Annotated in this window: 18 protein-coding genes; 13 read left to right on the forward strand and 5 right to left on the reverse strand. The window is 74.8% G+C overall.

Annotated features, from left to right (window positions below; translation table 11 throughout):
• The first annotated feature begins 2 nt into the window (after positions 1-2).
• Positions 3-1,094: a low specificity L-threonine aldolase gene (locus HCC30_RS12915; RefSeq protein ID WP_169442634.1), complete on the forward strand. Its 1,092-nt coding sequence runs from the start codon at positions 3-5 to the stop codon at positions 1,092-1,094.
• A 115-nt stretch (positions 1,095-1,209) separates the two neighbouring features.
• Complete coding sequence (locus tag HCC30_RS12920) at positions 1,210-1,791, forward strand: transglutaminase family protein (protein WP_169442635.1); 582 nt, start codon at positions 1,210-1,212, stop codon at positions 1,789-1,791.
• A 19-nt stretch (positions 1,792-1,810) separates the two neighbouring features.
• Here the strand turns inward: HCC30_RS12920 and HCC30_RS12925 are convergent, their stop codons facing one another.
• Positions 1,811-2,530, reverse strand: a complete 720-nt coding sequence (locus HCC30_RS12925) for a lysophospholipid acyltransferase family protein (protein ID WP_169442636.1) — start codon at positions 2,528-2,530, stop codon at positions 1,811-1,813.
• Positions 2,531-2,825: 295 nt separating this feature from the next.
• On the opposite strand from HCC30_RS12925, the gene HCC30_RS12930 reads away from it, so the two are divergent.
• The 6 genes from HCC30_RS12930 to HCC30_RS12955 all read left to right on the forward strand — a co-directional run bounded on the left by HCC30_RS12930 (position 2,826) and on the right by HCC30_RS12955 (position 9,269).
• On the forward strand, positions 2,826-3,155 hold the full coding sequence (locus HCC30_RS12930) for a thioredoxin family protein (RefSeq protein ID WP_169442637.1): 330 nt from the start codon (positions 2,826-2,828) through the stop codon (positions 3,153-3,155).
• Positions 3,156-3,357: 202 nt separating this feature from the next.
• A complete protein-coding gene (locus HCC30_RS12935) occupies positions 3,358-3,828 on the forward strand; it encodes a flavin reductase family protein (protein ID WP_240979563.1) in 471 nt (156 codons plus the stop codon).
• A 148-nt stretch (positions 3,829-3,976) separates the two neighbouring features.
• Entirely contained in the window at positions 3,977-4,762 is a 786-nt protein-coding gene (locus HCC30_RS12940) for an electron transfer flavoprotein subunit beta/FixA family protein (protein ID WP_169442639.1), read from the forward strand.
• 66 nt (positions 4,763-4,828) lie between these two features.
• Positions 4,829-5,791, forward strand: coding sequence for an electron transfer flavoprotein subunit alpha/FixB family protein (locus tag HCC30_RS12945; protein WP_169442640.1), 963 nt, complete (start codon positions 4,829-4,831; stop codon positions 5,789-5,791).
• A 295-nt stretch (positions 5,792-6,086) separates the two neighbouring features.
• Positions 6,087-7,373 carry an aldolase/citrate lyase family protein gene (locus HCC30_RS12950; protein ID WP_346776612.1) on the forward strand — a complete coding sequence of 429 codons (1,287 nt, stop codon included), beginning with the start codon at positions 6,087-6,089 and terminating at the stop codon, positions 7,371-7,373.
• Positions 7,374-7,463: 90 nt separating this feature from the next.
• Complete coding sequence (locus HCC30_RS12955; RefSeq protein WP_346776613.1) at positions 7,464-9,269, forward strand: protein kinase; 1,806 nt, start codon at positions 7,464-7,466, stop codon at positions 9,267-9,269.
• 21 nt (positions 9,270-9,290) lie between these two features.
• On the opposite strand, the gene HCC30_RS12960 is transcribed toward HCC30_RS12955, so the two are convergent.
• Positions 9,291-10,277 (reverse strand): LacI family DNA-binding transcriptional regulator, encoded by a 987-nt coding sequence (locus tag HCC30_RS12960; protein ID WP_169442874.1) that lies wholly within the window; start codon positions 10,275-10,277, stop codon positions 9,291-9,293.
• Positions 10,278-10,510: 233 nt separating this feature from the next.
• Here HCC30_RS12960 and HCC30_RS12965 point away from each other — a divergent pair, with 233 nt between their 5' ends.
• Both HCC30_RS12965 and HCC30_RS12970 read left to right on the forward strand, forming a co-directional pair.
• A complete protein-coding gene (locus HCC30_RS12965) occupies positions 10,511-11,452 on the forward strand; it encodes an ROK family protein (RefSeq protein ID WP_169442642.1) in 942 nt (313 codons plus the stop codon).
• A 356-nt stretch (positions 11,453-11,808) separates the two neighbouring features.
• A complete protein-coding gene (locus HCC30_RS12970) occupies positions 11,809-12,840 on the forward strand; it encodes an NUDIX domain-containing protein (protein ID WP_169442643.1) in 1,032 nt (343 codons plus the stop codon).
• 77 nt (positions 12,841-12,917) lie between these two features.
• Here the strand turns inward: HCC30_RS12970 and HCC30_RS12975 are convergent, their stop codons facing one another.
• Positions 12,918-14,303, reverse strand: coding sequence for a dipeptidase (locus tag HCC30_RS12975; RefSeq protein ID WP_346776614.1), 1,386 nt, complete (start codon positions 14,301-14,303; stop codon positions 12,918-12,920).
• A gap of 202 nt (positions 14,304-14,505) precedes the next feature.
• Here HCC30_RS12975 and HCC30_RS12980 point away from each other — a divergent pair, with 202 nt between their 5' ends.
• Positions 14,506-15,768: a geranylgeranyl reductase family protein gene (locus HCC30_RS12980; RefSeq protein WP_346776615.1), complete on the forward strand. Its 1,263-nt coding sequence runs from the start codon at positions 14,506-14,508 to the stop codon at positions 15,766-15,768.
• Positions 15,769-15,787: 19 nt separating this feature from the next.
• On the opposite strand, the gene HCC30_RS12985 is transcribed toward HCC30_RS12980, so the two are convergent.
• Positions 15,788-17,020: an MFS transporter gene (locus HCC30_RS12985; protein ID WP_169442645.1), complete on the reverse strand. Its 1,233-nt coding sequence runs from the start codon at positions 17,018-17,020 to the stop codon at positions 15,788-15,790.
• Positions 17,021-17,055: 35 nt separating this feature from the next.
• Here HCC30_RS12985 and HCC30_RS12990 point away from each other — a divergent pair, with 35 nt between their 5' ends.
• Both HCC30_RS12990 and HCC30_RS12995 read left to right on the forward strand, forming a co-directional pair.
• Positions 17,056-18,288, forward strand: a complete 1,233-nt coding sequence (locus HCC30_RS12990; RefSeq protein WP_169442646.1) for an ROK family protein — start codon at positions 17,056-17,058, stop codon at positions 18,286-18,288.
• A 34-nt stretch (positions 18,289-18,322) separates the two neighbouring features.
• On the forward strand, positions 18,323-18,706 hold the full coding sequence (locus tag HCC30_RS12995) for a PPOX class F420-dependent oxidoreductase (RefSeq protein ID WP_169442647.1): 384 nt from the start codon (positions 18,323-18,325) through the stop codon (positions 18,704-18,706).
• 24 nt (positions 18,707-18,730) lie between these two features.
• Here the strand turns inward: HCC30_RS12995 and HCC30_RS13000 are convergent, their stop codons facing one another.
• Complete coding sequence (locus tag HCC30_RS13000; RefSeq protein ID WP_169442648.1) at positions 18,731-19,531, reverse strand: aminoglycoside 6-adenylyltransferase; 801 nt, start codon at positions 19,529-19,531, stop codon at positions 18,731-18,733.
• Positions 19,532-19,565: the final 34 nt, after the last annotated feature.

The raw sequence follows: 19,565 nt of genomic DNA on the forward strand, positions 1-19,565 counted from the left end.
CCGTGCCGCACACCCAGGACGCCCCGGACCATCCCGCGACCGACGCCAGGCGCCGCCACGACCCCGAGACCCGCGGATTCGCGAGTGACAACTACGCGGGTGCGCACCCCGAGGTCCTGGCGGCCCTCGCCCTGGCCAACGGCGGCCACCAGGCCGCCTACGGCGCCGACGACTACACCGCGAATCTGCAACGCCTGATACGCAGCCACTTCGGCCAACGGGCCGAGGCCTTCCCGGTGTTCAACGGCACCGGTGCCAACGTCGTCTCCCTCCAGGCCGTCACCGACCGCCGGGGCGCCGTCATCTGCGCCGACAGCGCGCACATCCACGTCGACGAGTGCGGGGCGCCCGAGCGCGTCGGCGGGCTCAAGCTGCTGACCGTCCCCACCGAGGACGGCAAGCTCACCCCCGAGCTGATCGACCGCGAGGCGTTCGGCTGGGACGACGAGCACCGGGCCATGCCGCAGGTGGTCTCGCTGGCGCAGGGCACCGAACTCGGCACGCTCTACACCGTCGACGAGATCCGCGCGATCTGCGACCACGCCCACGAGCGCGGCATGAAGGTGCACATGGACGGCTCCCGGATCGCCAACGCGGCCGCCGCGCTGGACGTTCCGATGCGCGCGTTCACCAACGCGGCCGGGGTGGACATCCTCTCCCTCGGCGGCACCAAGAACGGCATGGTCTTCGGCGAGGCCGTCGTCGTCCTCGAACCCGACGGGGTCCGGGGCATGCCGCACCTGCGCAAGCTGTCGATGCAGCTGGCCTCGAAGATGCGCTTCGTGTCCGTCCAGTGGGAGGCGCTGCTCGCCGGCGACCTGTGGCTGCGCAACGCGCGGCGGGCGAACAGCATGGCCCGGCGCCTGGCCGACGGCGTGCGCGGGGTGGACGGCGTGGAGATCCTCTACCCGGTGCAGGCCAACGCGGTCTTCGCGCGCCTCCCGCACGAGGTGTCCGAACGCCTCCAGAAGCGCTACCGCTTCTACTTCTGGGACGAGGCCGCGGGGGACGTCCGCTGGATGTGCTCCTTCGACACCCAGGAGGAGGACGTCGACGGCTTCGTCGCCGCGCTGCGCGAGGAGATGGCCAGGTAGCGCGCCAACGGCAGCCCCCGGAGCGGCAGTTGCGGGGGCTGCATAGCGGTGAATATATATACGGTCGACGGTAATTCTATTGAATGCCGTCGGCCGTCCCCGTACGCTCCTGGGCATGCGGCTGACACCAGTGACCGCCGACGAGTCGGCCTACCTCGTCGCGGACGACGTCATCGACCACACCCACCCCCTGGTACGGGAGACCGCGGCCCGGCTGCGCGCCCGCACGGAGGGTCGACTCGGCTACGCGCACGCCGCGTTCGCGCACGTCCGCGACACCATCCCGCACGCGGCGGACGTCGGCGACCCGCGGCGCGGACCCTGGCGCGCCTCGGAGGTGCTCGCCGCCCGTACCGGCATCTGCCACACCAAGTCCCACGCCCTGGCGGCCCTGTTGCGCGCCGAGGGCATCCCCGCCGGGTTCTGCTACCAGCGGCTGGACGTGCTGCACGGGCTCCTCGCCGTACGCGTCCCCGGCACGGGCCGCTGGGTGCGGCAGGACCCGCGGGGCAACAAGCCGGGCGTCGACGCCCGGTTCAGCACCGGCAGGGAGCAACTGGCCTGGCCCGTACGCCCGGAGTGCGGCGAGTGCGACTACCCGCTGCTGTACGACGCGCCGCACCCGGTCGTGCTGCGGGCGCTGCGCACGGCGCGCGACCGGGAGCACCTGTGGCAGCTGCTCCCGGCCGCGCTGTGAACCGTGGTGACGTGGCCGGTCAGAGAGCCCTGGCCTGGGCCGGGGTCGGGGCCGTGCCGCCGAGGTGCGCGGGCAGCCACCAGCTGTCCTCGGGGCCCTTCGGCGCCGCGGGGTACGCGCGCTGCGCGGCCTCCAGCAGCTCCTGGACGCGGCCGCGCAGCCGCTCGGTGACGCCGGGCGCCGTCTCGTCGGGGCCGGGGTGCACCGGCTCGCCGACGTGGATGGAGATGGGGAAGTGGTTCCGTCCGAAGTCCCGCTTCTGGCCCTTCGTCCACAGCCGCTGGGTGCCCCACAGCGCCACCGGCACCAGCGGCACCCTGGCCTCCTGTGCGAGCCTGGCGGCACCGGACTTGAAGTCCTTGAGCGTGAACGACCGGGAGATCGTCGCCTCGGGGAAGACGCCGATGACCTCGCCCTCGCGCAGCGAGCGCAGCGCGTGCCGGTACGCGTCGTCGCCCTGCGAGCGGTCGACGGGGATGTGCTTCATCGCGCGCATCAGCGGCCCCGACACCTTGTGCCGGAAGACCGACTCCTTCGCCATGAAGCGCACCAGCCGCTTCGCGGGCTGCGCGGCCAGGCCGGCGAAGACGAAGTCGAGATAGCTGATGTGGTTGCTGACGAGGACGGCTCCGCCACGGGAGGGGATGTGCTCGGTGCCCTGCATGTCGAACTTCAGGTCCAGCGCCTTGAACCAGGCGCGGGCTGCGCCTATCACCGGCGGGTAGACGAGATCTGCCATGTCGGGGGAACCCTTCGTGTCGGTGCCTTGGGCGGGGGTTCTCCCGCCGGACGCCCGGTCACCTACGGATGCGTAACTTCGGGCTTCCGCAGATAGTTCCCGAAAAGCACCGTCCCCCGCTACCCCGGTCCCGCGCGCTCCGGGAGATCCTCGTCACGTACGCCCGTTCCCCGTCCGCTTCCTCCCCCTTCCGCTCCCGTGCCGCCCGGTTCACGTGCGGGATCACCGGCTGCGTACGGTGGACGCCGGAGCCGCGGGTCCGCGGCTCCGGGACGATGCTGCGGGAGGTGCGTAGATGCGGGACGGGGAGCGGCTCACCGCCGAACGGATCGGCGCCGCGCGCCTGGGGGAGCGGGCGACGCTGGTGCACTTCTCCAGCGCCTTCTGCCAGCCGTGCCGCGCGACGCGGCGGGTGCTGCGCGAGGTCGCGGACATGGTGACCGGCGTCGAGCACGTCGAGATCGACGCGGAGGAGCGCCTCGACCTCGTCCGCGCGCTGGACGTCACCGGCACCCCGACCGTCCTGGTGCTCGACGCGCACGGGCGCACCGTGCGCCGCGCCTCCGGCCAGCCGCGCAAGGCCGACGTCATCGCGGCCCTGGGTGAGGCCACCGCCGCGGAGTGAGCGCGGACGCCGTGATTGATCTCCCAAGTGACGGGCGCTTCTTGACGGTGTGCCACCCGGGTCGCCACCGTGACCGCATGGGGTCTGCGACACCGGGTCATCCGGGCACTACGGGGCGTTGCCGGTGAGCACGCTCGACACATCGGCCGCCGACAGCACGGCGCGGGGAGCGCGTACGGACCCGCCGGGCGCGGGTCCCGGGCTGCTGCGCGCCGCCTTCCGGGAGCACGCCGCGGGCGTCGCCGTCGTCACGGCCCGCTCGGCCGGACCGGACGGCCGGCTCGCGGGGTTCACCGCCACCTCCCTCACCTCCGTCGCCGCCGAACCGCCCCTGGTCTCCTTCGGGGCCGGGACGGGTTCCTCCAGCTGGCCCGTGCTCGCCGAGGCCGAGTACGTCGGCGTGCACGTACTGGCCGAGCACCAGCGGGAGTTGGCGGAGCGTTTCGCGCGCAGCGGCGCCGACCGCTTCGCCGCGCCGACGCGCTGGCGGGAGGGCCCGTACGGCGTGCCCGTGCTGGAGGGCGTGCCGGTGTGGCTGGTGTGCCGGATCGTGGCGCGGGTGCCCGCGGGGGACCACCGCGTGGTCCTGGCCGAAGTGGCCGCGGGGGAGAGCGCGGAGGGCAGTCGTCCGCTCCTGTATCACCAGGGGCGATTCACGGCGCTGCGTGATTGAGTTGCCCTTGCGCTCCGCGTTGGGAAGGTCACAGTTCACCGGCCTTGCCAGTGGGGAACGTGCCGAGTGTACTGGCGAGTAATATTGTGGACGGCCAGCAAGGTCCACCGGACCGGAACAGTTAAGACGAGGCAGTAGGAGAGCCGGCGTGAGCTTGAGGATCGTTGTCGCTGTGAAGTACGTGCCCGACGCCACTGGCGACCGGCACTTCGCCGAGGACCTGACGACCGACCGTGAGTCGGTCGACGGGCTGCTGTCGGAACTGGACGAGTACGCGGTCGAGCAGGCGCTCCAGATCGCGGACGACGCGGACGACGCGGAGGTCACCGTCCTGACCGTGGGTCCGGAGGACGCGAACGACGCGCTGCGCAAGGCGCTGTCGATGGGCGCCGACAAGGCCGTTCACGTCGAGGACGACGACCTGCACGGCACCGACGCGCTGGGCACCTCCCTGGTGCTGGCCAAGGCCATCGAGAAGACCGGCTACGACCTGGTCGTGTGCGGCATGGCCTCCACCGACGGCACGATGGGCGTCCTCCCGGCGATGCTCGCCGAGCGTCTCGGTGTGCCGCAGGTGACGCTGCTGTCCGAGGTCTCGGTCGAGGACGGCAACGTCAAGGGCCGCCGTGACGGCGACACCGCGACCGAGCACCTGGAGGCGGCCCTGCCGGCCGTCGTGTCCGTCACCGACCAGTCGGGCGAGGCGCGTTACCCCTCCTTCAAGGGGATCATGGCGGCGAAGAAGAAGCCGGTGGAGTCCCTGGACCTGGACGATCTGGACCTGGACGGCGACGACTTCGGCCTCGAGGGCGCCTGGACCAAGGTCGACGAGGCCACCCCGCGTCCGGCGCGCACCGCGGGCACCGTCGTCAAGGACGAGGGCGAGGGCGGCAAGCAGCTCGCCGAGTTCCTCGCGGGCCAGAAGCTCCTCTGAGCGGCCCCGCCACCCACGTCCCCCGGGGCCGGGAGCCCCACTCACACCGGCAGGAGAACAATTCCCATGGCTGAAGTCCTTGTCTACGTCGACCACGTGGACGGTGCCGTCCGCAAGCCGACCCTGGAGCTGCTGACGCTGGCCCGTCGCATCGGCGACCCGGTCGCGGTGCACCTGGGCCCGAACGCCGAGGAGGCCGCGAAGGTCCTCGGCGAGCACGGCGCCACCCGCGTACTGTCCGCCGACGCCCCGGAGTTCGGCGACTACCTCGTCGTCCCGAAGGTGGACGCGCTGCAGGCCGCCTACGACGCCGTCTCCCCGGCCGCCGTGCTGGTGCCCTCCTCCGCCGAGGGCAAGGAGATCGCGGCCCGCCTCGCGGTCCGCATCGGCTCCGGCATCATCACCGACGCCGTCGACCTGGAGGCCGGCGACGAGGGCCCGGTGGCCTCGCAGTCCGTCTTCGCGGCCGCGTTCACCACCAAGTCCCGCATCACGCGCGGCACTCCGGTGATCACCGTCAAGCCCAACTCCGCCGCGCCGGAGGCCGCCCCGGCCGCCGGTGCCGTCGAGGCGCTGTCCGTCTCCTTCGGCGAGCAGGCCACGGGCACCAAGGTCACCTCGCGGGCGCCGCGTGAGTCGACCGGCCGTCCGGAGCTGACCGAGGCCGCGATCGTCGTCTCCGGCGGCCGTGGCGTGAACGGCGCGGAGAACTTCCACGTCATCGAGTCCCTCGCGGACTCGCTCGGTGCCGCCGTCGGCGCCTCGCGCGCCGCCGTCGACGCCGGCTGGTACCCGCACTCCAACCAGGTCGGCCAGACCGGTAAGTCCGTCTCGCCGCAGCTGTACATCGCGGCCGGCATCTCCGGTGCGATCCAGCACCGCGCCGGTATGCAGACCTCGAAGACGATCGTCGCGATCAACAAGGACGCCGAGGCGCCGATCTTCGACCTCGTCGACTACGGCGTCGTCGGCGACCTCTTCGACGTCGCGCCGCAGCTCACCGAGGAGGTCAAGACCCGCAAGGGCTGAACGCCCGGGGCTTGTCCGCCGTCGCCCCCGCGCACCCGAGGGTGTGCGGGGGCGGTGTGCGTCCGGGGGTGTGTGCGAAGCGTGGGAATCCGGGCACACAGGGTTTCTCCGTCGTCCCGGGAGGTCTTCCGGGAGGGTGTTGACCTGCGGACACGGCACGGATAACTTCGCTATGCGAATTGCCGATTCCACGTTCCGGAAAATATTCCGGACATCCGTGCCGGGCACCGCCCGTGAGGCGGCGGCACGGCGGAGTGAGAATGGGCAGAGACCGGATGCGGAAGGAGAGTCGGACGTGAGCGACCCCAAGGCGGCGAGCACAAGCCTGGCGAGCACGGTGAGCGAGGAGATCGGGGACCGGCTGGCCCCGGTCGACGCCGAACTGGCCCGGCGCTACCCCGGCGACCCGGGCTCCCGCCAGCCGGTCCACACCTGCTACGTCCCGGCCGACGCCTTCTCCGCCGACACCGTGGCCTCCTGGGGCCGCCAGGCGCTCCAGATGCTGGACGAACACGCCCCGGACGCGGCCTCGTTCGCCGCCGTCCTCGGCCTCTCCGACGAGCTCGCCGAGCCCGTCTACGAGCGCGTACGCGCCAAGCTGGAGCGCGAGCCCGTCGAGGACCTGCGCATCGACTTCGAGGACGGCTACGGCAACCGCCCCGACGCCGAGGAGGACGAGGCCGCCGCGCAGGCCGCCCGGCTCGTCGCCGCGGCACAGAAGGAGACCACGGCGCCGCCGTTCACCGGCATCCGCATGAAGTGCATGGAGGCCGCCGTCCGCGACCGCGGCATCCGCACCCTCGACATCTTCCTCACCGGCCTGCTGGAGGCCGGCGGCCTGCCCGAGGGGCTGCTGCTGACCCTGCCGAAGGTGACCTATCCCGAACAGGTCGAGGCCATGGTCACGTTGTGCGAGGAGTTCGAGAAGGCACGCGGCCTCGCCGCCGGCCGGATAGGTTTCGAGATCCAGATCGAGACCACCCAGTCCATCCTCGGCGCCGACGGCCGCGCCACCGTCGCGCGCATGATCGAGGCCGCCGCCGGACGCGCCACCTCCCTGCACTACGGCACCTTCGACTACAGCGCCTCCTGCGGCGTCAGCGCCGCCTACCAGGCCATGGACCACCCCGTCGCCGACCACGCCAAGGCCGTCATGCAGGTCGCCGCGGCCGGCACCGGCGTCCGCCTCTCCGACGGCTCCACCAACGTGCTGCCCGTCGGCCCGCGCGAGAAGGTGCACGACGCCTGGCGGCTGCACCACGGCCTCGTCCGCCGCTCCCTGGCCCGCGCCTACTACCAGGGCTGGGACATGCACCCCGGCCACCTGCCCACCCGCTACGCGGCCGTGTACGCCTTCTACCGCGAGGGCATGGAGCAGGCCGCGGCCCGGATCGCCGCGTACGCCAACCCCTCGGCCGCCGGCGTCGGCGGCGTCGCCGACGAGCCCGCCACCGCCAAGGCGCTCGCCAACTACCTGCTGCGCGGCCTCGACTGCGGCGCCCTGACGACCGACGAGGTCGCCCGCCGCGCCGGAATGACCCGCGCCGACCTGGCCGGAATCGCCGGACGGCCCACCGCGTAAGGCGGTACGGGCGGGCGGCGGCGGGTCTCCCGGCGCCGCCCGCGCCCCGTAGGCTGTGCCCGACACCAGGCGACTCGAGGGACGGACGCTGTGCGGGTACCGGGGGATGGGCAGCAGGCATCGGACGGCGGCCACACGGGCGGCGACGACGGTGCCGGCCGGCTGCTGGCCGGGCGCTACCGGATCACGCGCCGGCTCGGCCGCGGCGGCATGGGCGTGGTGTGGCGCGCCACGGACGAAGTGCTCGGCCGCGAAGTGGCGTTGAAGGAACTGCGGACCTTCACCGACGCGGGCGGCGGGGAACTCGACGAACTGCGCACCCGCATGCAGCGCGAGGCCAGGGCGGCGGCACGGGTCCGGCACTCCGGCGTCGTCGCCGTGCACGACGTGGCGCAGCACGAGGGGCGCCCCGTCATCGTCATGGAACTGGTCGAAGGGCCTTCGCTCGACGACGTCCTGCGCCGCTCCGGCACCCTGCCGCCGGAGCAGGCAGCGTCGATCGGCGCCCGCGTCCTGGACGCGCTGGCCGCCGCGCACCGGGCCGGCGTCCTGCACCGGGACGTCAAGCCGGGCAACATCCTCCTGGAACAGGCGCCGGGCACGTCCGGGCACGGCCGGGTGGTGCTCACCGACTTCGGCATCGCCGCCGTCGAGGACCCGGACGACGGCGCCGCCACCCGGCTCACGGGCAGCGGCGAACTCGTCGGCTCCCTCGACTACCTCGCCCCCGAACGCGCCCGCGGCGAGGACCCCGGGCCCGCCTCCGACGTGTGGGCGCTCGGCGCCACGCTCTACGCGGCCGTGGAGGGCGCCGCTCCGTTCCGCCGCACCTCCACCTGGTCGACGCTCACCGCGATCGTCACCGACCCGCTGCCCGAACCGGTGCGGGCCGGCCGACTGGGGCCCGCGCTGGCCGAGTTGATGCACAAGGACCCGCGCGAGCGCGCCGACGCGTCCCGCGCGGCCGCCCTGCTGACGGCCGTCGCGGAGGGCGCCCCGCTCCCGCTCACCTCCGAAACGGTCCGCCTGACCCGCCGCGCCCCGGACGCCCCGGCCCCGGGCGCCGCGAACTCGGGCCCGGCGCCCGCCCCGTACCCGGCACCGGCCGCCGCCCCGCCCGAGCCGCCGACCGCACCGCCCGGGGCCGCCGCGTACAACGCCGCCCCGTACAGTCCCGCGCCGTCGGCCCCCGGAGCGCCCGTCGACCCCTCCGAGGCCCGCACGGGCCGCACCCCGAGCGGCGGGAAGAGGCGGCGGCGCGGACTGGCCGTCGCCGCCGCCGCGTTGGTGGTGCTCGCGGGCGGCGGTGTGACGTACGCCGTGGTCGGCGGCGGGGACGACGGCGGCGGGGGACGCGCGGAGGCGGGCCCGGCGGGCGGCAAGCAGGCGGCCTCGCCCGGGAGTTCGGAGCGGCGGCAGGGGGACGGCGGGCGCGGCCCGGCCGGCGAGGCCGAGCCGGACCGGGGCGGCAACGACCCCGAGCGGCGGCCCGAGCCCAAGCCGTCGGAGGAACCCGAGGACCAGGCGGAGCGGAAGCCCGAGCGCAAGCCCGCCCCGGAACCGGAACCGAGCCGCGGGCCCGGGGGCGGTGAGCCGGCGCCCGCGCCCGCGTGCAAGCCGATCGGCGGCGGCAAGCACAACTGCGAGGTGTGGCGCAGGGCCGACTCCTACGACGCGGCGCACCGCCCGGCCGGCTTCCTCAAGGCGGGCGTCAACTACTTCTACTGCCAGGAGAAGCAGCCGCACCGCGAGACCGCGGGCGAGTGGACCAACGTGTGGTGGGCCAGGACCGACGACGACAGCGGCAACACCGGGGTGTACGTCAGCGCCGTCTACCTCAAGGGCGGCGAGAACGACAAGCCCGTCCCCGGCCTCCCCGTCTGCGGACGCGGGTGACCGGCGCGGCCCGCTGAACGCTCAGTCGTACGGCGGGAGTTCGCCCGAGCCGCGCGGGATCAGGCGGGTGGGCTGGACGACCCGGCGGGGCGCGTCGTCGACGCCGTCGAGCCTGCGGAAGAGCAGCTCGGCCGCGCCCTTGCCGAGCCGGGCCGGGTCCTGCGCGACGACGGTGACAGGCGGGGAGAGCAGGTCGGCGAGCTCGAAGTCGTCGAACCCGACCAGCGCGACGGGCCGCTCGCGGCCCGAGAGCACCCGCACCGCGGTGACCGTCACCCGGTTGTTGCCCGTGAACAGCGCGGTGACCGGCTCGGGGCCGGTGAGCATCCGCTCCGCGTCGGCGCGTACCCGCTCCGGCGAGGTGACGCCGGGGGCCCGCCAGGAGGCGTGCACCGGCAGGCCCGCCTCGGCCATCGCCGCCTCGTAGCCGCGCAGCCGTTCGGCCGCGGTGTGGATGCGCGGGTCGTCGCCGATGTACCCGATGCGCCGGTGCCCGTGCGCGATCAGGTGCGCGACGCCGTTCCGCGCGCCCTCGTAGGAGTCGGTGAGGACGAGGTCGGCGTCGATCCGCCCCGGCGGGCGGTCCACGAAGACGGTGGCGACGCCGGCGGCGATCTCCGGTTCCAGATAGCGGTGGTCGTCGCTGGCGGGGACGATGATCAGGCCGTCCACCCGCCGCGCGCACAGCGCGAGCACCAACTCCCGTTCGCGCTCCGGGTCCTCGGCGCTGGAGCCGTTGACGAGCAGCGCGCCGTGCGCCCGCGCGGCCTCCTCGACGGCCCGGCTGAGCGGGGCGTAGAACGGGTCGGCCAGGTCCTCCAGGACGAGTCCGACGCTGGAGGTGCGGCCCTTGCGCAAGATGCGGGCGCTGTCGTTGCGCCGGAACCCGAGCGCGGTGATGGCCTCCTGGACGCGGCGTTCGGTGTCGGCCGAGACGCCCGCCTCGCCGTTCACGACCCGGGAGACGGTCTTGAGGCCGACCCGCGCGCGGGCCGCGACGTCCTTCATGGTGGGCCGCTGGCCGTAGCGCGGCTCCGGGGCGCCGGCTCCGGCGGGTCGTGCGGTGTCGGCCACGGTGGGTCGTCCTTCTCGTCTCGGGTGTGGGGGCGTCGGCGGCGGGCAGCGGTCAGCATATCGGGTGGCACCGACGGCTGGACAACGTTGTCACAGTCGCGTCAGACTGACGCCGGACCGCTCCCGGCCGGTGAGCGGCAGGCACGTCACCCCGGGAGCAACCGCGCATGCGCACCGACCTCGTGGCCGCACTCGACATCGGCGGCACCAAGATCGCGGGAGCGGTCGTGGACCGCGACGGCACCCTCCTGGCCCGCGCCCGCCGACCGACCCCGTCCGGCACCGAGGCGGAGGCGACCATGGGCGCCGTCGCCGAGGTCCTCGACGAACTGGCCGGCGAGACCGCGCTGTGGTCCCGCGTCGGCGCGGTCGGCATCGGCAGCGCGGGCCCGGTGGACGCCGGTACGGGCACCGTCAGCCCCGTCAACATCCCGTCCTGGCGCGACTTTCCGCTCGCCCCGAGGGTGCGCGAGCACACCCGGGGGCTGCCCGTGACGCTCGTCGGGGACGGGGTGGCGATGGCCGCCGCCGAGCACTGGAAGGGCGCGGCGCGCGGCCGGCCCGACGCGCTGTGCATGGTGGTCTCCACCGGCGTCGGCGGCGGACTGGTGCTCGGTGGACGGGTGCACGCCGGGCCCTCGGGCAACGCGGGGCACATCGGGCACATCAGCGTCGACCTCGACGGGGACCTGTGCCCCTGCGGCGGCCGCGGCTGCGTCGAACGCCTCGCCAGCGGCCCCAACATCGCCCGCCGCGCCCTGGAGCACGGCTGGCGCCCCGGCCCGGACGGCGACACCGGCGCCGCCGCCGTCGCGGCCGCCGCGCGCGAGGGCGACCCGGTGGCCGTGGCCTCCTTCCACCGCGCGGCCCGCGCGCTCGCCGCCGGCATCGCCGCGACGGCCACGCTGACCGACATCGGCGTCGCCGTGGTGGGCGGGGGAGTGGCCTCGGCCGGTGACGTGCTGTTCGCGCCGCTGCGCAAGGCGCTGCACGAGTTCGCCGTCCTCTCCTACGTACGCCAACTCGACGTCGTGCCAGCGCAGATGGGCACCGACGCGGGCCTGATCGGCGCCGCCGCCGTCTGCGGGCTCCCCGCGCCCGGCGCGTGAGGCGGCGGCGCACGGGCGCCGTACGGGGGTGCGGTGCGCGGGGCGCGGCCCGTGCGCGCCGGAGCGGTCGGGTCGCCGGGTGGCTCTGTACGGCGACGGGGGTGGACGTGTACGACTGCGGGGTGAACTGCTCCGACGGGGACGCGCGGAGCCCGGTACCGGCGCCCGCCGCGCCCGGACGGGCGGCCGGGTTCCCGGGGCGGCCCGGGAATTCCGCCGGGGACGTGCCTCGGGTGACCGTCGCGGGTAAGTACGGCGGGAGCCGGACACGTTGACGGATCCCGCCGGGCCGTCCCGCCGGGGCGGGAGCGCGGCGGGCAGAGGATGCGGGGGCGACGGATGAGGGGGAACCGACCGTGTTGGTGTGGCTGAACGGCGCCTTCGGCGCGGGCAAAACCACGACGGCGCACGAACTCCTGGACCTGCTGCCGGGCAGCACGCTCTACGACCCGGAGCTGCTCGGGGCGGGACTGCGGCAGATGCTGCCCAAGGAGCGGCTCGGCGAGGTCGACGACGTGACGGAACTGCCGTCCTGGCGCAGGCTCGTGGCGGACACCGCCGCGGCGCTGCTCACCGAGGTGCCCGGGCCGCTGATCGCGCCGATGACGCTGCTGCGCCGGGACTTCAGGGACGAGATCTTCGGCACGCTGGCCGCTCGCCGCATACCGGTGCGGCATCTGCTGCTGCACGCTGACGAAACGATCCTTCGCCGCCGGATCGGCCAACGGGCCGACCGCGAGGGCGAGTCGGGCCGGCACCGCTGCCTGGAGCTGATCCCCGCCTACCGCGACGCGCTGGAGTGGATCGGCCCCGAGGCGCACGTCATCGACACCACCCGGCTCACCCCCCGGCAGACGGCCGAGCGGATAGCCGAGGCCGTGCACGCGGGCGCGGGCGCGCAGGACATCGTGCAGACCCCGGAGCCGAGGGCGGAGACCGTCGCCGCCGGGGTGCTGCTCTTCGACGAGCGCGACCGGGTGCTGCTCGTCGACCCGACGTACAAGCCGGGCTGGGAGTTCCCCGGCGGCATCGTCGAGTCCGGGGAGGCGCCCTCGCGGGCCGGACTGCGGGAGGTGGCCGAGGAGTTGGGCCTGAGCCTGGAGGGCACCCCGCGGCTGCTGCTGTCCGACTGGGAGCCGCCGCGCCCGCCCGGGTTCGGCGGTCTGCGGCTGCTGTTCGACGGGGGCCGGATCGCCCCGGCGCAGTCCCGCGGCATCCTGCTGCCCAACACCGAGCTGCGGGACTGGCGTTTCGCCAGTGAGGAGGAGGCCGCCGACCTGCTCCCGCCCGTCCGCCGCGACCGCCTGCGATGCGCGCTGCGCGCCCGGGAGCTGGGCCGTCCGCTCTACCTCGAACGCGGCGTCCCGGTGGGCAGCGGCGGCTGCTGACGCCCGTCACGGGGGAGGGGCCGCACCGCGTGAAGGGGCGGCGGGGAACCCGGAGTCCGGGCCCCGCCGCCCGTCCGTCAGGCGCCGGAGGCGTACCGCTGGAGGAACAGGGCCTCGGCGACCGAGAGGCGCTCCAGCTCCTGCGGCGAGACGCTCTCGTTGACGGCGTGGATCTGCGCCTCCGGCTCGCTCAGCCCGATCAGCAGGATCTCCGCCTCCGGGTAGAGCGAGGCCAGTGTGTTGCACAGCGGGATCGAGCCGCCCTGGCCCGCCGTCTCCATCTCCGTCCCGTCGTACGCGTCGCGCAGCGCGGAGGCCATCGCGGAGTAGGCCGGGCTGGTGGTGTCGGCGCGGAACGGCTGGCCCTGGCCGACCTTCTCCACCGACACCTGTGCGCCCCACGGGACATGGGCCTCCAGGTGCGCGGTCAGCAGCGCCGCCGCCTCCGCCGCGTCCTCACCCGGCGGGACCCGCAGGCTGACCAGCGCCCGCGCGCCCGCGTGCACGGACGGCGTGGCGCCGACGACCGGCGGGCAGTCGATGCCGAGCACGGTCACCGACGGGCGGGCCCACAGCCGGTCCGCGACCGTACCGGCGCCGGGCAGCCCGACGCCGTCGAGGACCTTCGCGTCGCGGCGGAACTCCTCCTCGGGGTACTGGAGTCCGTCCCAGCGGGCGCCCGTCTCCAGGCCGTCGATGACGGTGCTGCCCTCGGCGTCCCGGACCGAGTCGAGGGTGCGGATCAGCGCGGAGAGCGCGTCGGGCGCGGCGCCGCCGAACTGGCCCGAGTGCAGGTTGCCCTCCAGGGTGCCGACGGTGACGCGCAGCAGCGCCATGCCGCGCAGCGAGGCGGTGACGGTGGGCAGCCCGACGCGGAAGTTGCCGGTGTCACCGATGACGATCGCGTCGGCGGCGAGCAGCTCCGGGTGGGCCTCGGCGTACCGCTCCAGGCCGCCGGTGCCCTGCTCCTCCGAGCCCTCGACGATCACCTTCACGCCCACCGGCACACCGCCGTTGGCCTTCAGTGCGCGCAGGGCCAGCAGATGCATGACGAAGCCGCCCTTGCAGTCCGCCGCGCCCCGGCCGTACCAGCGGCCGTCCTCGCGCTCGGTGAGCTCGAACGGTGGGGTGTGCCACGCCTGTTCGTCCAGCGGCGGCTGCACGTCGTAGTGCGCGTACAGCAGCACCGTGGGGGCGCCCTCGGGGCCCGGCAGGTGGCCGTAGACGGACTGGGTGCCGTCCGGGGTGTCCAGCAGCCGCACCTCGGCGAAGCCCTCGGTGCGCAGCGCGTCGGCGACCCAGCGCGCGGCGCCCTCGCACTCGCTCCTGGGGAACTGCTCCGGGTCGGCGACGGACCGGAAGGCGACGAGCTCGGCGAGTTCGGCGCGGGCACCGGGCATCCGCTCGGCCACGGCGGCGGCGACGGCGTCGGGGGATCCGGTCTGGTCTGTGCTGAGAGCCACGGGAACGCTCCTTGTGGGCGCGACGTTGGGAACACGTGTGCCCGGCCGCGCCGCCGGGGTTGCCGTGCCTGCGGCAGCCGGTTCGCGCACACATGTACGGACGATTGCCGTCGATCCTCCCACAGGACGGCGCCCGGGCAGGGCGCCGTAGGATGCCGGACGGCCATGCACGAGCGACCTGGAGCGGGAGCGTAAGCACATCGTGAGCAGCGAGAACGCAGCCGGAGGCACCGGGGGCGAGGTCCCGGCGGAGGACGGCGCCGAGCGTACGGTCTGGGACGTCGTCGTGGTCGGTGCCGGACCGGCGGGAGCGTCCGCCGCCTACGCCGCGGCCGTCGCCGGGCGCCGGGTGCTGCTGCTGGAGAAGGCGGAGCTGCCGCGCTACAAGACCTGCGGCGGCGGCATCATCGGCCCCTCGCGCGACGCCCTGCCGCCCGGCTTCGAACTCCCGCTGCGCGAGCGGGTGCACGCCGTCACCTTCTCCCTCGACGGCAGGCTGACGCGGACCCGCCGCTCGCGGAACATGCTCTTCGGGCTCATCAACCGGCCCGAGTTCGACCAGGGCCTGGTCGACTGCGCCGTCGAGGCGGGCGCCGAGCTGCGGACGGGCGTGACGGTCTCCCGCGTCGAGCAGCACGGCCCGACGGTGCCCGACCGGCGCACCGTCGCCGTCGTCCTCTCCGGCGAGGAGGAGCCGGTGCTGGCCCGTGCGGTCGTCGGCGCGGACGGCAGCGCCAGCCGGATAGGGGCGCACGTCGGCGTCACCATGGACCAGGTCGACCTGGGTCTGGAGGCGGAGATCCCGGTTCCGCCGAGCGTCGCGGAGGACTGGGCGGGCCGGGTGCAGATCGACTGGGGCCCGCTGCCCGGCAGTTACGGCTGGGTCTTCCCCAAGGGGGACACCCTCACCGTCGGCGTGATCTCCGCCCGGGGCGAGGGCGCGGCCACCAAGCGGTACCTGGAGCAGTTCATCGCGCGGCTCGGCCTCTCCGGCTTCGAACCGCACCTCTCCTCCGGGCACTTGACGCGCTGCCGCACCGAGGACTCGCCGCTCTCCCGCGGCCGCGTCCTGGTCTGCGGGGACGCGGCCGGGCTGCTGGAGCCGTGGACCCGCGAGGGCATCTCGTTCGCGCTCCGCTCCGGGCGGCTCGCGGGGGAGTGGGCCGTCCGCATGGCCGAGGCGCGGGACGCGGTGGAGACGCGGCGGCAGGCGCTCAACTACGCGTTCGCCGTCAAGGCCGGGCTCGGCGTCGAGATGGGCATCGGCCGCCGCCTGTACGGGGTGTTCGCGCGCAAGCCCGGACTGCTGCACGCGGCGCTCACCGGCTTCCGCCCGGCCTGGAACGTCTTCGCCCGCTTCACCCGCGGCGCGACGTCCATGCCGGAGATCGTCCGCTCCCACCCCGTCGCCCGCCGCGCCCTGGACCGCCTGGACCGGAGCGGCGCGGCGGACCGGACGGGGTAGCCGGGGCGGGCCCGCGGGGTCAGGCCGTCTCCTCCCGGGCGAGCGCGTGCCGGGCCGCGAAGGCGACGGCGGCGGCCAGGGCCGCGAGCGCGGCGACGGTCGTCAGGGCCGCCGTCAGCGAGAACCACTCCGCGAGGAAGCCGATCGCGACGGGCCCCAGCAGCATCCCGCCGTAGCCCAGGGTGGACGCGGCGGCGACGCCGCTCGGCCCGGCCACGGCTCCGGCGTGGCCGATGGCGACGGGGAAGATGTTGGCCAGCCCGAGCCCGGTCACCACGAAGCCGGTGAGGACGAGCCAGACCGTCGGCCCGAGCGCGCCCAGCAGCATGCCGACGGCCGCCGTCGCGCCGCCCGCGACCAGCGCCCGGTTCTGCCCGAGCCGCTCCAGCAGCGCGGTCCCGGTGAGCCGGCCGACGGTCATCGCCAGCGCGAACACGGAGTACCCGGCGGCCGCGACGGAGGGCCCGGCGCCGAGGTCCTCCGTCAGGTGCAGCGCGCTCCAGTCGGCCAGCGCGCCCTCGCCGTACGCGGTGCACAGCGCGATCAGCCCGAGCAGGAGCACCAGCCACCTGGCCCGTCCGGTCATCCCCGGCGCCGGTGCGGCTCCGGCCGGTGCGGCGTCCGGCGGGGCCGGGGCGGGGGAGCGCAGCAGGGTGGGTCCTGCGAGCAGGGTGAGGACGAGGCCGAGCGCGGTGAGCAGCAGCAGGTGCCGGGTGGGGGAGAGCGGGCCCGCGAGGATCCCGCCGAGCCCGGCGCCGAGCATCCCGCCGAGGCTGAACGCGGCGTGGAAGGCGGGCATCACGGGCCGCCGGAGCGCCGCGACGAGGTCGACGGCGGCGGCGTTCATGGCCACGTTGATGCCGCCGTAGGCCGCGCCGAAGACGAGCAGGACGAGGCCGAGCGCGAGCGCGGAGTGGGTGAGCGGCGGCAGCGCGATGCTGAGCGAGAGCAGCACGCCGCAGAGCACGGTGACAGGGTGGTTGCCGAAGCGCCGGCACAGGCGCCCGGTGAGCATCATGGTGATCACCCCGCCCGCCGAGACGCCGAGCAGGGCGAGGCCGAGTGCGCTGGGTGAGGCTCCGGTCTGGGCCTTGATGGCGGGAATCCGGACCACCCACCCGGCGAAGATGAAACCGTCGAGGGCGAAGAACACGGTGAGAGCGGTACGCAGGCGGCGCAGGGCGGGGTCACTGGAGGCACCGTCGGTCGCGCGCCCGCGGAACCGCAGCGCACCCGCCCGCGCCGACCGCATTTTGTTCAGTGTCGGCACAAAGGAAGAATAGGTCCGTGACCCAGACGCGAACAACCAAGTTGGAGCGAGGGCGTACATCCCTCGGTCCCGCGCTCGAACTCGTGCACACCGGACGCGCGCCCACCCGCGCCGTGCTGACGGCCGAACTCGGCGTCACCCGCGCCACAGCGGGCGCCGTCGCCGCCGAACTCGAAACCCTCGGGCTCATCACCGTCGACTCCCGCCCCGGCGCCGCCTCCGGCACCCAGGGCCGGCCCTCGCACCGGCTCGCCGTCAACGAGGACGGGCCCGTGGTCCTCGCCGCGCAGGTGCACGCCGACGGCTTCCGCGCCGCGCTCGTCGGACTCGGCGGGCACATCGTCGCCACCGCGCCGGGCTGCGGCACCGTCGCCGCCGACCCGGCGCACGTGCTCGGCGAAGTCGTCGCCGCGGGCGCCCAGTTGCTGCGCGGCACCGGACGCCGCTGCGTCGGCGCGGGGCTGGCCGTCCCCTCGTCCGTCGCCGAACCGGAGGGCCGGGCGCTGAACCCGCTGCACCTCGCCTGGGAGGCGGGCGCGCCGGTGCGGGAACTGTTCACCCGCAGCCTGGCCGAGGCGGGCGTGCCGGGCCCGTCCGGTGACGCGCCCGCCGTCGGCTTCGCCGCGAACGACCTCAACCTCGCCGCCCTCGCCGAGCACCGGCACGGCGCCGGACGCGGCGCCCAGCACCTGCTCGTCGTCGGCACCGGGCACCGCGGCGTCGGCGGAGCGCTGGTGCTCGACGGGCGCCTGCACACCGGCAGTTCGGGCCTCGCCATGGAGGTCGGCCACCTCACCGTCGACCCCGGCGGCCGGCCCTGCCACTGCGGCAGCCGCGGCTGCCTGGACGTCGAGGCCGACCCGCTGGCCTTCCTGGAGGCGGCGGGCCGCGAACCCGGGCCCGAGATCTCGCTGCTCGACCAGGCCCGCGAGATGATCCGCACCGAGTACCCCGGCGACCCGGCCGTTCGCTCCGCCGTCGGCACCCTCATCGACCGGCTGGGTCTGGGCCTCGCCGGGCTCGTCAACATCCTCAACCCCGACCGGGTCGTCCTCGCCGGGCTGCACCGCCTGCTCGCCGAGGCCGACGGGGACCGGCTCCGCGCCGTCGTCGCCGACCGCAGCCTGTGGGGGCGGAGCGGCGGGGTGCCGGTGCTGCCGAGCTCGCTGGAGTTCAACAGCCTCGTCGGCGCCGCCGAGTTGGCCTGGCAGCCGATGCTCGACGACCCGCTGGGCACCCTGGGCGGCTGACGCGCGGGCGGGCCGCGGCCCGTAGGCTCGGTGCATGGTTCCCCCGGAGATCTCCCGCAGCCGGTACGTCAGCCTCGTCACCCACCGCCGCGACGGCACCCCGCGCGCCACTCCCGTGTGGGCCGCCGAGGACGGCGGCGAGCTGATCGTCTGGACCCGCGAGGACAGCTGGAAGGTCAAGCGGCTCCGCCGGGACCCCCGCGTCACCGTCACCCCCTGTGACGCGCGGGGCCGCACGGCGCCGGACGCGGCCCCGGTGGCGGGCACCGCCCGGCTGCTGGAGCGGCCCGGGGAACTCGCCCGCGTACGGCGCGCGCTGGCCCGCTCCTACGGCTGGCAGTTCCGGCTGCTGGACTCCGGCGGCGCCCTCTTCCGCCGGGGCAGGCGCCCGCACGTCGGCATCGCGGTCACCTTCTGAGGTGCCCGCCCGGGACGGGGGCGCTCAGCCGACCTCGGCCAGCAGGGAGCGGAGCTCGGCGTGCGCGCGCTCGTGGTCGAAGGCGGGGAACCCGTGGCGCGCGGCGGTCCGTTCGGCGAGTGCGACGTACAGGCCGGCCGTGGCCGCGAGGGCCCGCGCCGACTCCCGCGCGTCCAGCCCCGACCAGCAGTGCCGCAGCGCCTGCTGCACGTCCTCGTCCATCCACCGGCGCATCCCCGCGCCGAGGATGCCGGTGTCGAACTCCTCGCCGTGGCGCGCCCGGTGGTCCCACTCGATCATTTCGAGCAGCTGTTCCTTGAGGTCCTGGTCGCGCAACTTGGCCGACCACGGCTCGTCCCGGACGAGGGCCTTGGCCTCCATCAGCGCCGCCGCCCACGCCCAGTTCACCGACTCGTCGAACTCCTCCGCCGTCGGCGGCCCGTCGGGCTCGGGCCGCAGCGCGGCCGTGGCGGCGTGGCCGTCCTTGTCGAGCAGCACCCGGTACGGGCCCTCGTAGGCGCGTCCCTTCAGCTCCCCGGCCTCCAGCAGCGTGAAGTCGAGCTTCCCGCCCGCGTAGTACACCAGCCGCGTCGGATTGCCGTCGCCGTCCTCCAGGCGCTCGACGGCCAGCACGTCCCCGAGGCCGCGCCACCAGGACTCGTCCGCCAGCAGCCCGTCGCCGTCCCGGGTGAACACCTGGACGTCGCGGTCCGAGAGCCGGTGCTCGGTGCCCTGTGCCGCCGAGCCCGTCAGTACCAGTGCCCGTACGGCCGGGGTGCTCTCCGCCCACTTCGTCAGTGCCGCCAGGGCCGCCGTGTAGTCCATGCGCGCATCCTCACACGCGCACGCGGCACCACCC

The sequence above is a fragment of the Streptomyces sp. HNM0574 genome, assembly GCF_012726235.1.
GTDB lineage: Bacteria > Actinomycetota > Actinomycetes > Streptomycetales > Streptomycetaceae > Streptomyces.

Coding starts and splice junctions, on each gene's coding strand:
- HCC30_RS12930 (WP_169442637.1), top strand. CDS start 2,826: ATGCGGGACGGGGAGCGGCTCACCGCCGAACGGATCGGCGCCGCGCGC.
- HCC30_RS12945 (WP_169442640.1), top strand. CDS start 4,829: ATGGCTGAAGTCCTTGTCTACGTCGACCACGTGGACGGTGCCGTCCGC.
- HCC30_RS12995 (WP_169442647.1), top strand. CDS start 18,323: ATGGTTCCCCCGGAGATCTCCCGCAGCCGGTACGTCAGCCTCGTCACC.
- HCC30_RS12920 (WP_169442635.1), top strand. CDS start 1,210: ATGCGGCTGACACCAGTGACCGCCGACGAGTCGGCCTACCTCGTCGCG.
- HCC30_RS12965 (WP_169442642.1), top strand. CDS start 10,511: ATGCGCACCGACCTCGTGGCCGCACTCGACATCGGCGGCACCAAGATC.
- HCC30_RS12960 (WP_169442874.1), bottom strand. CDS start 10,277: ATGAAGGACGTCGCGGCCCGCGCGCGGGTCGGCCTCAAGACCGTCTCC.
- HCC30_RS12925 (WP_169442636.1), bottom strand. CDS start 2,530: ATGGCAGATCTCGTCTACCCGCCGGTGATAGGCGCAGCCCGCGCCTGG.
- HCC30_RS12985 (WP_169442645.1), bottom strand. CDS start 17,020: ATGCGGTCGGCGCGGGCGGGTGCGCTGCGGTTCCGCGGGCGCGCGACC.
- HCC30_RS13000 (WP_169442648.1), bottom strand. CDS start 19,531: ATGGACTACACGGCGGCCCTGGCGGCACTGACGAAGTGGGCGGAGAGC.